The organism is Staphylococcus sp. HMSC036D05 (assembly GCF_001836225.1).
GTDB lineage: Bacteria > Bacillota > Bacilli > Staphylococcales > Staphylococcaceae > Staphylococcus > Staphylococcus caprae.
In genome coordinates this window covers 100,497-113,517 of the sequence record NZ_KV827780.1, presented here as the reverse complement: position 1 = coordinate 113,517, position 13,021 = coordinate 100,497, and the positions used below count along the sequence as shown (strand labels likewise).

Genomic DNA, 13,021 nt, shown 5'->3' with positions numbered 1-13,021 from the left:
TTTAGGATCATCAATACCAATGATTGAATACGTTTGAAGATAACTTGACGTTGATGCTGATTGACCAGCTTCTACTATCTTCTTCACTGCGTCATCACTAAGCGGACTTTCTTTGAACTTTCTAACTGAATGATGCTTTCTCATTAAATCGTAAACATAATCTGACACAAAATTCACTCCTAATAAAATATATCTTCATCGTTGGATACCATTTTATACCCTAAATATGAAACTTTTAAATCTATTTGCACACACTTCGTTTAAAAGTTATCATAATAGTAGTAATTTTCAGATATTTTAAGGAGAGATACCATGACACAACCCAATAAAAACATTTCTAACGCCCTTTTTAAAGCATATAGAAGTAGAAGACCTATCGATTTCGTCAGCGAATCTTATCAAATTAGTGAAGAAGAAGCATATCTAAACCAAGATGATTTACTCGAACAATTAAAACTTAAAGACAATACCTACGTTGCTGGCTATAAGGTGAGTATGACGAGTAAGACAACACAATCTATCGCCAATACAAATGAACCAGCATATGGAACAATTTTATCTAACAATATTTTAAAAAATGGTGACTCAGTATCACTTTCTTCATTATTTTCTCCATTATTAGAACCAGAAATTATGTTTATAGTGAAGGAAGACTTACCTTATGATGCTGATTTGCAAACCATTGTTTTAAATACTCAAATTGCTGCTGGTATTGAAATCCCAGATGCTAGATATAAGAATTGGTTCCCGAATTTCACGTTGGGCGATTTAATTTCTGACAACACTGCGACTGGTATGATTGTTGTAGGCGAAAGCGTAAGCCCTCTTGATATAGATGCATTCGCAAATGTGGATTTAAATTTATACAAAGATGATGAATTAATTGCTACAGGATCTTCATCAGAAGTGTTAGGGAACCCTGTTCATGCAGTGCATTGGCTTATCAAAAAGTTACACTCACATGGTAAACAATTGAAAAAAGGGCAAATGATATCTTCCGGCACATTTATCTCACCACTTAAATTAGAATTTGGAACTTATAGAGCAGAATATAGTGGTATTGGTACGGTTGAGTTCACAGTTAGTAAATAATCAACAAGATAAACAGAGATTAATTCAGAATGAGTGATACGACTCTGGATTAATCTCTGTTTTATTTATATAAACGGTCGTAAAAGAAAATTTATAGCTCAGATGTTATCATTAAGATATAGATGTAATAAAATTACACTCTATTATCAATAAAACATGTTTAGTTGAGAATGATATGTGCTATTTATAGTGTGAAAAGTCAAAATAAAAACTCAATATACTAGGTAATTTACCATTTCTATTTGAGATACGCTTAATATTGAATAACTTTCTTTTGACGCTATTTAAAGCTACTCTAATTTCATTTTCTCAATTAAAAAGTTTCTAAAGTTGACTATTTAAAGTCGAGATGTGATAATACTAATCAAGAGATTAGAATTATTATAAACAAACAATTATTGTTATGTAATTCTAGCTTATACTTAAAAATTTCAGGAGGTATTTACCTATGTCTTTAATTAACAAAGAAATCTTACCATTCACAGCGCAAGCTTATGATCCAAAAAATGATGAGTTTAAAGAAGTTTCACAAGAAGATTTTAAAGGTTCATGGAGCGTCGTATGCTTCTATCCTGCTGACTTCTCTTTCGTATGTCCTACAGAATTAGAAGATTTACAAAACCAATACGAAAAATTACAAGAGTTAGGTGTTAACGTATTCTCTGTATCAACTGATACTCACTTCGTACACAAAGCTTGGCACGATCATTCAGATGCAATCAGTAAAATTCAATATAAAATGATTGGCGACCCTTCTCAAACAATCACTCGTAACTTCGATGTATTAGATGAAGAAGCTGGTTTAGCTCAACGTGGTACATTCATCATCGACCCAGATGGTGTTGTTCAAGCAGCTGAAATCAACGCTGACGGTATCGGTCGTGACGCTAGTACATTAGTAAACAAAATCAAAGCAGCTCAATACGTACGTCAACATCCAGGTGAAGTTTGCCCAGCAAAATGGGAAGAAGGTTCTGAATCATTACAACCTGGTTTAGACTTAGTAGGTAAAATCTAAGGAGGCATTAAAACATGCTTAATGCTGATTTAAAGCAACAATTACAACAACTATTAGAGCTAATGGAAGGCGACGTTGAATTCGTCGCTAGCCTTGGCTCAGATGATAAATCAAAAGAACTTAAAGAGTTACTAGATGAAATTGCTGGAATGTCAGCTCGCATCACGGTAACTGAAAAGGATTTAAAACGTACACCAAGTTTCTCAGTAAACCGCCCAGGTGAAGAAACTGGCATCACGTTTGCAGGTATTCCTTTAGGTCACGAATTCAACTCTCTTGTATTAGCAATTGTACAAGTAAGTGGTCGTGCCCCTAAAGAAAAACAATCTGTTATTGACCAAATCAAAGGCCTCGAAGGTCCCTTCCATTTCGAAACTTTCGTTAGTTTAACTTGCCAAAAATGCCCTGACGTTGTTCAAGCATTAAACTTAATGAGTGTTATTAACCCTAATATTACTCATACAATGATTGATGGCGCAGTATTCCGCGAAGAATCTGAAGACATTATGGCAGTTCCAGCTGTCTTTTTAGATGGACAAGAATTTGGTAATGGTCGTATGACTATTCAAGATATCTTAACGAAATTAGGAAGCACACAAGATGCTTCTGAATTTAATGATAAAGACCCTTATGATGTGCTCATCGTAGGCGGTGGCCCAGCAAGTGGTAGTGCTGCCATTTACACTGCTCGTAAAGGTTTAAGAACAGGCATCGTTGCTGATAGAATTGGTGGCCAAGTGAATGATACAGCTGGCATTGAAAACTTCATTACTGTTAAAGAAACAACAGGTTCAGAGTTCTCATCTAATCTTGCTGATCATATTTCACAATATGACATTGATACAATGACTGGTATTCGTGCCACTAATATCGAAAAGACAGACTCAGCAATCAAAGTCACTTTAGAGAATGATGCTGTATTAGAAAGTAAGACTGTGATTATCTCTACAGGTGCAAGTTGGCGTAAACTTAATATTCCTGGAGAAGATCGCCTTATCAATAAAGGTGTAGCATTCTGCCCTCACTGTGACGGCCCTCTATTTGAAAACAAAGACGTAGCAGTTATCGGTGGCGGTAACTCTGGTGTCGAAGCAGCTATTGATTTAGCTGGTATTGTTAAGCACGTAACATTATTTGAATATTCTTCTGAATTAAAAGCAGATAATGTTTTACAAGACCGTTTACGTTCATTGGAAAACGTCGACATCAAAACGAATGCTAGAACTACAGAAGTTATCGGCGAAGACCACGTAACTGGTATTAGTTATGAGGATTTAAATACTGGCGAAACACAAGTAGTCAACCTTGATGGAATCTTTGTTCAAATCGGCTTAGTCCCTAATACTGCATGGTTACAAGATGCAATTGAGTTAAATGGACGTGGCGAAGTCGTTATCGATCGTGATAACGCTACAAGCCTTCCTGGTGTATTCGCAGCAGGAGACGTAACAGACCAGAAAAACAAACAAATCATCATTTCAATGGGCGCTGGCGCTAACGCAGCGTTGAACGCATTTGATTATATTATTAGAAATTAAGTTTTAAATATATACCTATCATAATATCTTCACATGGACAGAGTCTTAATCACTTAAGACTCTGTTTTTTTATACATTTATCACTCTTGGTAGTAGATACTTAAAAACGATATGCCAAATTATTATAAAACACAGCCACAAAGTAGCCATATCTCTCGTTCAAATGTAGTTCTAAAACGTTCAAATATTTTTTCATAAATGATATTCTATTACGTGTGTAATAACAATAAAATGTATATACTTAATATGAGTGATGTAAAAAAGGAGTTTCTCAATTCTATGAAAAAGAGAGTAATTGTGAGTTTATTATTAGCACTTTCATTAACACTTGCAGCCTGTTCCAATAATAGTGAAGATGATAATAACCAAAATGATCATAGTAGTGCGCACGCACCTAAAAGCGCTAAAAACATTAAAGAAAAAGATATTTTCTCATCAAATAAAAAAGGACAAAATATTAGCGACTCTGAAATGAAAAGCGCTCTAAAAAAATACCTACAAGTTAACAACGACGTATTAGATAATAAATACGTGATGCAACACAAATTGGATAAACAAAGTGATAGTAGTCCTAAAATAACAAAAGATCAAGCCAATAAACTAAGTGAGCTTTCTAATTTAGCTGTTAAAAATGACCTACACTTTAAAAAGTTCGTGAAAAACAACAAGATTCCTAAAGAATATAAAGATCCTACGCAACGAATCATCAATTATTTCAATGCGTTAAATAGTACAATCGCCAATGTTGATGAAGATATTGAGGAATTAAATTACCAACCTCAAAACACTATCAATGTTGTTGATGTTCCAACTAAATATGCGGGCGATGTGAATAAAAAACAACAAGATAAAATTAAAGACTTCCTTAAAAAGAAAGGTATCGACACAGAAGTATTCGATAAATAAGAAGTAAGCAACACTAGCTTCTATTTGATGTTCATTGATGCATCAAATAGAAGTTTTTTTAATACTTTTGACAGCGCTATCAATTTACTTCACACTAAGAGTGACTAACTTCATTTACATAATTATAAACTTTTAAAAACTTAAATAGGAGTGACTTGATGAAGCTACGCGTAAGTTTTATAATCTTAGCAATCTTATCAACAGTGGTAATGGTTCTTGTTATGGCTAAATACCCTTCTGGCCCTAACACAATGAGTTACGATCACCCATGGGAAGTATGGTTAGCTGTACTTACTAACATCGCTATGGCTTTGCCGGCATTGATATTAGGATTTTTCAATAACTTAATTTGTAGAATCATATCAGCTATTCTTCAAATGTTTGCAGTAATGATGTATGGTCTTTTTATTATAGTGGCATTTGCAGCCGGAATTGTCCCTGTAGGTCTTATGGCTCTCCTAACTGTGCTACTTATATTACTCAGCACATTTATGACACTTTTTATAGGTTATCCCAAGGCTCGACACTATGAGAGTGGCACAGAAATATAATTTACTAGAATCAATTTCGTGGTTCCAGCCACATCCGGACGTCTTATTTCATTAAAAAAAGTGAATGGATGCAAGTTACATTAACTACTCCATTCACTTTCTTTTTATTTCTCAATTAAGTAAGGATGACAATTATCAATATTTAATTCTAAAGCTTCTTCTTTAGTGAGTTGCCCCAAATAAACAAATATACATCTTATTACAACTTGATGAGCGATAATCACTATATTGTCACTATCCTTATGAATTTCACTTTCAAAGAAACGCGCAATACGTTCATATACATCCTGATAGCTTTCTCCATCAGGTGCCTTCTGTATAAAACTATGTCTAAAATCCTTAAACTCCGGATCATTAAAATATCTCTCATATTCCTTGTCTTCGCTGACTTCTTGCTTATTTTTCCCTTCGAAAACACCTAACGAACGTTCTCTTAATGATTTTGTGAATGTCGTAGGAATATTATAAGGAAATATCCTTTCATATGTTTGTTGGGTTCTAAGTAAATCTGAAACATATACATGTTCTATCTTTTTATCAGCAAAATAACTTACTAAATCTTGGGCACTTTGCATTCCTTTTTCAGTTAAAGGAACATCTAATTGACCACAAAAATATGGGTTCCCATGTTGATTATCATAATTTGATTGGGATTCCCCATGCCTTACAAGAAAAATATTCATATTTAATACTCCTTACTTAAGTACGGTTAACTACTTTTACTTAATAATAAATTGATAGATAGGCCAATCAATACGAATCCAACGATATAGTCGAAAACTGCTTTAAATTTAGGCTTACTAAATAATAATTTAATATATTGAAATATAAATACACAGAATAAGAACCATAAACATGTTACAAGCACTACTGATAAAGATAGTAATGCTACTTCTGATTTCACTTCAATTCCGCCTTGTGAGAGAAATTGAGGTAGAATACTTACATAAAATAGAATCGCTTTAGGATTGAGGCTTGTACTCAGAAATCCTTGTCTATAAGATGTTAAATAACTTACATTACGTACATCCATCAATGCTTCTTTACTAAAATTCACTGAACTGTGTGCACTTCTGATACTTTGAATACCTAAATAAATAAGATAACAAGCACCTAATATCTTAATAATTAAAAATACGTAGTATAAACTTGTCAATATGTATATAATGCCAAAAATCGCTAAAGAAGAATATAGAATATGCCCAGTTGTAATTCCAAATGCTGACATGAAGCCATTCATTTTACTGGAATTAATAGTATTCTTCATCACAATTATAAAATCTGGCCCTGGAACAATAATAATAAGTAATGTGATAATAATAAATGTAAATAAACCTTCCATACGCAACCTCCTAGATGTCATTTTATATTCCATTATCACATACAATTAGCTATTATGTAAGACCTTCCTCAGACTTCCCTCAAGTAGATACTTAGATTTCCTGTTCAAAATATCCATAAACAACTCATCGTTTAAAGGCGTTATAATTGAAAATAGATTTAGAAAGAAAATGAACAAAAATTTTTTTATTGTCAGATAAATGTAAACCATGATATTATAAGAATGTAGTTAGTAGTAACTACAAAGTCTTTTATATTCATGAACATAATACTCCTGGATGGCGTAACCCAGCGCCATCCTCTTTTTATGTTAAAAAACATCCCATATATAGAAAAAAACTTTGTATAAATCAAAAAAATGCCTCAAAAAGATTATTACTCTAAATCTTTTTGAGACATCTACATTTAGAGGGAAATATAACCTCCCTCAAAACTTTATTTACATCGACTCATTATTTCTTTTTAAATAATCTAAGAATTAATGAAACAATGAAGATTAAAATAATTGAACCGATTAGTGCTGGGAAAATGTGAATTTTACCTAATTGTGGACCCCAGTGTCCAAGAATTGCAGTACCGACCCATGAACCTACGATACCAGCAATAATATTTCCTAAAATTCCACCTGGAATGTCTTTACCCATAATTAAGCCGGCAATCCAACCAATGATACCACCGACAATAATCATACCTATTAATCCAAACATAATTATTATCTCCTTTATTTTAAGATTGTTTACCTATTAGTAAGTGTTACCCTTAGTTAAAAATCATTAAACAATTTTGATAAAAATTTTTATTCAAGTTTAAAACTAAATCATTTATTAATTTCTTAATCCTCACAAAAACTGGAAGTGAAACAGAAATATAATTTAGCAAAATTATTCACGTTGTCCCAGCCTCATCGTATATACAGAACTTGTAGACAAACTTAAATCATTTAAGAATGATAACTTTACTCCAAAATTGAAATTGTGTAGTTATAATTAAGACATTTAATATGATAAGCTATAATTTGTGAATTTAGCACAATCTATTTACTAACCATAAAAAAGTAGGTATTTTCTATGAATCATAAAAACACTAAACTTACGCTAGTAAGTAAAATTATGCATATATTAAGTTTCTTATCTATAATTGGAATATTAGCGATGATGACGTTAAATTTTTTCATTAAAGGCCATTTACATGGAGATTTTGAAATTGGTTTTAACATTAAAAGTAAGCAAGTTTATATTTTTTCAACGCTTATCTCTATCATCCTTATAAGCACAATACTTTCAAATATTCTATCTAAATTAGATTCTAAACGTCATAAACAGCATTACTAAATTTCATTAATTCTGTAAAATCTCATCGCGTTTTTATAGAATATTTTCTGTTGTTCCTCCTCGGAAAAATGTTTTTTAATTAATTCAATATCTGATTTATTAAAAGGACGTTTCGCACGAGTAGATGGTAAATCCGTACCAAACATGAGCACGTCTGGGTTAATATCCATTAATTCTCTCATCGTTTGAATTGGTTCGACTTCAATTCTTCCAAAACCAGTTGCTTTAACATACACGCCTTGTTCAACTAATTCTTTTAAATCTTCGAACCCTTCATTTGTAAGGCCTAAATGATCTATTGAAACAAGTGGCAATTCTAATAATATTTCCTTTATTTCATTTAACTTTTTGGATTCTATATAGAGTTCAGTATGCCATCCCACTAAATTATAAACACGATGCGCAAAGGACTTAAGATGTTTTAAATCCTCAGAACCTCCCCTCTTTACGTTAAATCTTACACCTCTAATCCCAAGTTCATTCAACTTTTCTATCACTTCATCAGGGGTAGAAATAGGCAATTGCGTTGTCCCCACAAACTGACCATTTAATGTTTCGAGTGCATGTATTAAATACTCTTGGTCAAACTCTTGAAATGATCCAGAAACAATCGCCCCACCTATAATGTTGAGATCTTCTTGCCATACTTTATAATCTTTCTCTTTAAATTCAGGCGGCAAATAGCCATTATTTTCTTTAACTGGATAATCAAAATTAATAATATGAAAATGAGCATCAAAAATTTTCATCAATTACACCTCAAAATCTCTTGTTTTTAGAAAGATACCCTAATTTTTACAATAATGACACATATTCAAAATACTTTAACTTGAAAGTCTTATTTTATAATAATAGAATAAAATTACATCCAAACGATACATCTAGATTATTTCAACACGAATAGGAGATGTTGTGTATGAATTTACATATTTTATATAACTTAAGAACTAAAAAACACTTAGAGATTGAGGAATTAGCACAACAATTAAACGAGAAGTATGGAACGCATTATGAAGCACATCAAATTTGGGAATGGGAAAATCATTACCACGAACCTAAATTTAAAGATGCTCTACGTTTAGCTGATTTCTTCGATGCACCCTATCAAATGTTCTTAGAAAGTAAAGTTAAAGAGTATCAAAAGCATTTAGATAATGTTGATATAAGAATGTAACCCATTCATTAAAATGAAAAGCTAAGATAGTACGTTTTAAATATAATAAACGTATTATCTTAGCTTTTTATCGTTGCTTATCCTTATTTAACTTAAGTGAAGACGCTTCTAACCAGACATGTTAATCCTAAAAACATTCAAGATAACTACATTGTTCAATATCTAGTTCTTCTTACTATCTTCTTCGTCTTCATCTTCATCATCAAAGAACACATCGTGTATAAGTTCAAAAATTGTTATAGCTAAACCTACAATTACTACAGCATTCGCAGTTTTATTACCAAAAATATGTATAAAATTAATCTTATCAATAATATTCGCAAACCAACCATGTTTATCTGAATTAATTCCAAAGTAATTGATTATAAATGCAATGACAAAAGTAATAATTAAGTTAATAAATAAATCCTTTAAAACCGTTTTCAAATTATATTCCATTTTAAACTCCTCTTTATAATTTCGCTCACATTTACTAACTTAACATACTTAGAATTATATTTGATGAAGATCAATGATTTTAGACTCCTAAACTAATTTCCAAAGTACAAAAAAATAACCCTGTAAGCCTATGCCTACGGGGTTTAACAATAAACGATATATTATTGCTCTTCGTTTATAGTAGTATTATCTAAATCACTGTGTCTTTTATTAATTTTATAATTAGATGTGTTATTATAAAAAGCAAGTTGTAAATCTGTAAACAAATCTCGTATACTTTTAAAATCTCTTCTAGCTTAGCCCATATAAATATGATTAGTGTCTACTTCACCATTCACAACTAGTGTAAGTGCATAGACTTTCAAACCATTTTGTTTAGCATCGCGCTTTTCAATGACCTTGAAATTCTGACCACTCAAGTCATATACACGACCCTTTTTCAAATCTTTATAAGAATCATCAGCAACTTTAAATGACAGTTCGTCAGAAAATTTCATAATAAAATACTCCTTAATATTTTAAAAACAAGAGGTGGACGATGAAAGCAAAAATTATAATTCTTATATTGATATTAACACTTATAGGATTAGGAGGGCATACTTTGCACAAAAATAAAAAGGAGAATTACATTACGAAACAAGAAAAGCGTATAGATTTATACTTCAAACATAATCTAAAAAATTATCAAACTATGAAAATTAACAACTTCAAAAAGAGTCCTATGAAAGGATACTTTATTGATGGTTATATTAATGATGATAAAACTTTAGAGTTTGAGGCCTATATATCAAGTGCAGATAATCATCAGTTTACTGGAGACGTAGGATATGACACAGATGGCGTAGGTAAACTTTTTAAAGAAAAAAATGCTAAGGATAAATTAACACCTAATGATATTATTAAGAAAGAAAATTTAAATAAAAAAGACTATGAAGTAGATCCACCTCTAATTTGGGGCTTTTAACATCAGAAAAGCACTAACTACTCAACCGAATGAATAGTTAGTGCTTCTCATTTTCATCATTAATCCTCCAACGGAACGTCATCAACAATTATTAGCCTACCTGAATACTTGTCAGTTGCTTATTTTATTGAAACAAGCATATATTAGCATTATTGTTTATATAATAGTTTAATGAAATTAATAATATCCATCGACAATTAAGGAGGCATTTATGAGAAAAAGTAATTTAAATCCAATATTCTTAAAATTTACTGGTATTATTAAAGGTGTACCTAAATACTGGGCTCAAAACAGTCATTTGATTTATGCAATATCGTTAGTATTGTTTTTACCATTCTTGGTTTTATCAATACTTTTATTTTTACTTGGTTTAAATATTAAAAACACTACACTTGCAATTTTCATAGTAATTATAGTTACAAGCGCTTTATTAACATGGCTTTATCAAGAGGACTTTAAAAAAGACGATGGTATATTTAAAACATTTAATAACAATATTGTCCAATTTTTCATAACTATAATCCCTATAACATTAACATTATTAAGCACTGGATATACTCTGGATCAAATAAGCGAACAAAATAAATCAGAGAAAGATACAACTGTAAAATGTGTAAAAAAGCACTTTGAAGAAAATAAATTTTCTTGCGAGGTAAGTAATCTTAATTCTAAAATGAAACAATCTAATTTTCTAATTATCAATTTATTGTTAACTTCATCGTTTGGAACATTAATAGTTATACACAATATATACAAAGGAAAACATCAAAAGAAAAACTCCGTTATCAAATATAAAAAGAAGAAAAATTCAAACTGATAATTTAGTTGATATAGTATATCAGTCATGACAGCATCTATATTATAAAAACGCCAAGCCTATATGGTTTGGCGCTTGTTTAATATTATCACTTACATCTACCTAATTATCAATATGAAACTCTTCATTTGGACATTTCTTACTCAACTTCTCTAAATCTTTCTTATTCTTTTCATCATCTTGACCGGTACTATCAATAAATATTGGTGTCGCTAAATTTAAATCTACTTTATCAGTAAATAACTTTGGTGATTATCTATTCGGATATATAAATATTCTGTTATCATTCAATTTTATAGATGGCACTATTCTTCTATCAACGTTTTTACGTACTAACATTAGATTAAATGGCAATATAATACTAGCTTTCTGAAAATCATGTAGGGTCTTCCATATTTCTTTTTCTTCATCACTCATAAAATCATCATAGTACAAAACTGTATATCTTTTTATCGCCATTGCTCTATTGAACATATCTTCAATGCTTATCTTACTAGTCAATTTAGACACAATCCTATATACCTTTCTTAATCTTCCAAAGGAACATTACCAATAATGAAAGGTCTATCAGGGTGTTCCTCTCCGACAGTATCAATTACTTGCTGTTGTTCTTCTTCATCGCCATCCCATTCACCAACATTAATCTCGAAATTACGGGTTGTAATTTCTTGCTTATCTGTAAACAATTTATGATATTTTCCGAGTATATCCCTAGCACGTAAGCGATCACTAGGCTTAATAGGAACTTCTATAAGCCCAACGTGTTCATTATAGACTAACTGTACTTTACCATTCTGTGGATTCTCTTTATATTCACCACGTTTGACGACAACTTCTTTCGTTTCAGTCTCATCACCAACTGCTGAATTCGTTAATAAATGTAAAAACTCGTTAGCACTTAACTGACGGTTGCCCATTTTTTTATGTCTAAATCTCTATAACCTTCACCTCATGCCTTTTTTCTGCCTTATCTCCATATTTCCTAAGCACAAAAATGACCCCGTAAGCCTATGCCTACGGGGTTTAACAATAAACGATATATTATTGTTCTTCTTTAACATATGGTAATAATGCCATATGACGAGCACGTTTGATTGCTGTAGTCAACATACGTTGATATTTAGCTGAAGTGCCTGTTACACGACGTGGTAAGATTTTACCGCGTTCTGAGATAAAACGTTTTAATAATTCAGTATCTTTATAGTCGATATGTGTAATACCATTTGCTGTGAAATAGCAAACTTTTTTACGACGACGTCCGCCTCTTCTTGGTCCACCTGCCATGGTTAACTGCCTCCTTTGACTATTTTTTCGTTTTTATACGTTCGTTATTAGAATGGTAAATCATCGTCACTAATGTCAATTGGGCCATTCGCATTTGCAAATGGGTTATCAGATTGATTAGATTTTGATGAATTATTGTTATTGTATGACGTATTTTGTCCTGATTGTTGACCACCGAATCCTTGACCATAGTCTTGGAAATCGTTGTTTTGTGAACGTTGGCCACCTTGTTGTGAATTCTTAGGTTCAAGGAATTGAACACTATCACACACAACTTCAGTAACAAAGATACGACGACCTTCTTGATTTTCATAACTACGCGATTGTATGCGACCATCAACGCCAGCTAAGCTACCTTTAGATAAGTAGTTATTAACATTTTCAGCTTGTCTTCTGAAGACAACACAGTTAATGAAATCAGCTTCGCGTTCCCCTTGAGCATTCGTGAAAGTACGATTAACTGCTAGAGTAAATGTCGCTACACTTACGCCTGAGGGAGTGGTTCTGTATTCTGGATCTTTCGTTAGACGACCTACTAATACAACTCTATTTAACATTTAAACGCCC

At 31.8% G+C, this 13,021-nt stretch carries 18 protein-coding genes and 1 pseudogene; 9 read left to right on the top strand and 10 right to left on the bottom strand.

Going from position 1 to position 13,021, the window contains the following annotated elements; all coding sequences use genetic code 11:
* On the bottom strand, nucleotides 1-168 hold a 168-nt coding region (locus HMPREF2580_RS04540; RefSeq protein ID WP_176747466.1), incomplete at its 3' end, for a nitroreductase family protein.
* Between the two features lie 144 nt (nucleotides 169-312).
* On the opposite strand from HMPREF2580_RS04540, the gene HMPREF2580_RS04535 reads away from it, so the two are divergent.
* The 5 genes from HMPREF2580_RS04535 (at nucleotide 313) to HMPREF2580_RS04515 (ending at nucleotide 5,105) form a co-directional block, all read left to right on the top strand.
* A complete protein-coding gene (locus tag HMPREF2580_RS04535) occupies nucleotides 313-1,092 on the top strand; it encodes a 2-keto-4-pentenoate hydratase (protein ID WP_070830674.1) in 780 nt (259 codons plus the stop codon).
* 448 nt (nucleotides 1,093-1,540) lie between these two features.
* On the top strand, nucleotides 1,541-2,110 hold the full coding sequence (ahpC, locus tag HMPREF2580_RS04530; protein WP_002445177.1) for an alkyl hydroperoxide reductase subunit C: 570 nt from the start codon (nucleotides 1,541-1,543) through the stop codon (nucleotides 2,108-2,110).
* Between the two features lie 14 nt (nucleotides 2,111-2,124).
* Complete coding sequence (gene ahpF / locus HMPREF2580_RS04525) at nucleotides 2,125-3,648, top strand: alkyl hydroperoxide reductase subunit F (protein WP_070830672.1); 1,524 nt, start codon at nucleotides 2,125-2,127, stop codon at nucleotides 3,646-3,648.
* A gap of 279 nt (nucleotides 3,649-3,927) precedes the next feature.
* Nucleotides 3,928-4,554, top strand: coding sequence for an NDxxF motif lipoprotein (locus tag HMPREF2580_RS04520; RefSeq protein WP_037541790.1), 627 nt, complete (start codon nucleotides 3,928-3,930; stop codon nucleotides 4,552-4,554).
* A 158-nt stretch (nucleotides 4,555-4,712) separates the two neighbouring features.
* Nucleotides 4,713-5,105 (top strand): hypothetical protein, encoded by a 393-nt coding sequence (locus tag HMPREF2580_RS04515; RefSeq protein WP_070830670.1) that lies wholly within the window; start codon nucleotides 4,713-4,715, stop codon nucleotides 5,103-5,105.
* A 104-nt stretch (nucleotides 5,106-5,209) separates the two neighbouring features.
* On the opposite strand, the gene HMPREF2580_RS04510 is transcribed toward HMPREF2580_RS04515, so the two are convergent.
* The 3 genes from HMPREF2580_RS04510 to HMPREF2580_RS04500 all read right to left on the bottom strand — a co-directional run bounded on the left by HMPREF2580_RS04510 (nucleotide 5,210) and on the right by HMPREF2580_RS04500 (nucleotide 7,153).
* On the bottom strand, nucleotides 5,210-5,788 hold the full coding sequence (locus HMPREF2580_RS04510; protein ID WP_070830668.1) for a histidine phosphatase family protein: 579 nt from the start codon (nucleotides 5,786-5,788) through the stop codon (nucleotides 5,210-5,212).
* Between the two features lie 26 nt (nucleotides 5,789-5,814).
* Entirely contained in the window at nucleotides 5,815-6,447 is a 633-nt protein-coding gene (locus HMPREF2580_RS04505) for a LysE family translocator (protein ID WP_070830666.1), read from the bottom strand.
* A 451-nt stretch (nucleotides 6,448-6,898) separates the two neighbouring features.
* A complete protein-coding gene (locus HMPREF2580_RS04500; protein ID WP_002445168.1) occupies nucleotides 6,899-7,153 on the bottom strand; it encodes a GlsB/YeaQ/YmgE family stress response membrane protein in 255 nt (84 codons plus the stop codon).
* 360 nt (nucleotides 7,154-7,513) lie between these two features.
* On the opposite strand from HMPREF2580_RS04500, the gene HMPREF2580_RS04495 reads away from it, so the two are divergent.
* A complete protein-coding gene (locus HMPREF2580_RS04495) occupies nucleotides 7,514-7,777 on the top strand; it encodes a hypothetical protein (protein WP_070830664.1) in 264 nt (87 codons plus the stop codon).
* Here the strand turns inward: HMPREF2580_RS04495 and HMPREF2580_RS04490 are convergent.
* Entirely contained in the window at nucleotides 7,774-8,526 is a 753-nt protein-coding gene (locus HMPREF2580_RS04490) for an amidohydrolase family protein (RefSeq protein WP_070830662.1), read from the bottom strand. The two genes, HMPREF2580_RS04495 and HMPREF2580_RS04490, sit on opposite strands and share 4 nt — an antisense overlap.
* Before the next feature lie 167 nt (nucleotides 8,527-8,693).
* Between HMPREF2580_RS04490 and HMPREF2580_RS04485 the strand changes: the two genes are divergently transcribed.
* A complete protein-coding gene (locus HMPREF2580_RS04485) occupies nucleotides 8,694-8,951 on the top strand; it encodes a helix-turn-helix domain-containing protein (RefSeq protein ID WP_002445161.1) in 258 nt (85 codons plus the stop codon).
* Nucleotides 8,952-9,113: 162 nt separating this feature from the next.
* Here HMPREF2580_RS04485 and HMPREF2580_RS04480 read toward each other — a convergent pair whose 3' ends face one another.
* Nucleotides 9,114-9,389 carry a hypothetical protein gene (locus HMPREF2580_RS04480; RefSeq protein ID WP_070830660.1) on the bottom strand — a complete coding sequence of 92 codons (276 nt, stop codon included), beginning with the start codon at nucleotides 9,387-9,389 and terminating at the stop codon, nucleotides 9,114-9,116.
* Nucleotides 9,390-9,685: 296 nt separating this feature from the next.
* Nucleotides 9,686-9,886: a hypothetical protein gene (locus HMPREF2580_RS12435; RefSeq protein ID WP_002445158.1), complete on the bottom strand. Its 201-nt coding sequence runs from the start codon at nucleotides 9,884-9,886 to the stop codon at nucleotides 9,686-9,688.
* A gap of 41 nt (nucleotides 9,887-9,927) precedes the next feature.
* Between HMPREF2580_RS12435 and HMPREF2580_RS04470 the strand changes: the two genes are divergently transcribed.
* Nucleotides 9,928-10,353 carry a DUF1433 domain-containing protein gene (locus tag HMPREF2580_RS04470; RefSeq protein WP_070830658.1) on the top strand — a complete coding sequence of 142 codons (426 nt, stop codon included), beginning with the start codon at nucleotides 9,928-9,930 and terminating at the stop codon, nucleotides 10,351-10,353.
* A gap of 211 nt (nucleotides 10,354-10,564) precedes the next feature.
* Entirely contained in the window at nucleotides 10,565-11,170 is a 606-nt protein-coding gene (locus tag HMPREF2580_RS04465) for a hypothetical protein (RefSeq protein ID WP_002445153.1), read from the top strand.
* A gap of 527 nt (nucleotides 11,171-11,697) precedes the next feature.
* Here the strand turns inward: HMPREF2580_RS04465 and HMPREF2580_RS04455 are convergent.
* From HMPREF2580_RS04455 to ssb, 3 genes and pseudogenes are all read right to left on the bottom strand, one after another.
* Nucleotides 11,698-12,099: pseudogene (locus tag HMPREF2580_RS04455) on the bottom strand (terminase small subunit); the annotation flags it as partial.
* 112 nt (nucleotides 12,100-12,211) lie between these two features.
* Nucleotides 12,212-12,454, bottom strand: coding sequence for a 30S ribosomal protein S18 (rpsR, locus tag HMPREF2580_RS04450; RefSeq protein WP_001831354.1), 243 nt, complete (start codon nucleotides 12,452-12,454; stop codon nucleotides 12,212-12,214).
* Between the two features lie 47 nt (nucleotides 12,455-12,501).
* Nucleotides 12,502-13,011 (bottom strand): single-stranded DNA-binding protein, encoded by a 510-nt coding sequence (gene ssb, locus HMPREF2580_RS04445; RefSeq protein WP_002445148.1) that lies wholly within the window; start codon nucleotides 13,009-13,011, stop codon nucleotides 12,502-12,504.
* Nucleotides 13,012-13,021: the final 10 nt, after the last annotated feature.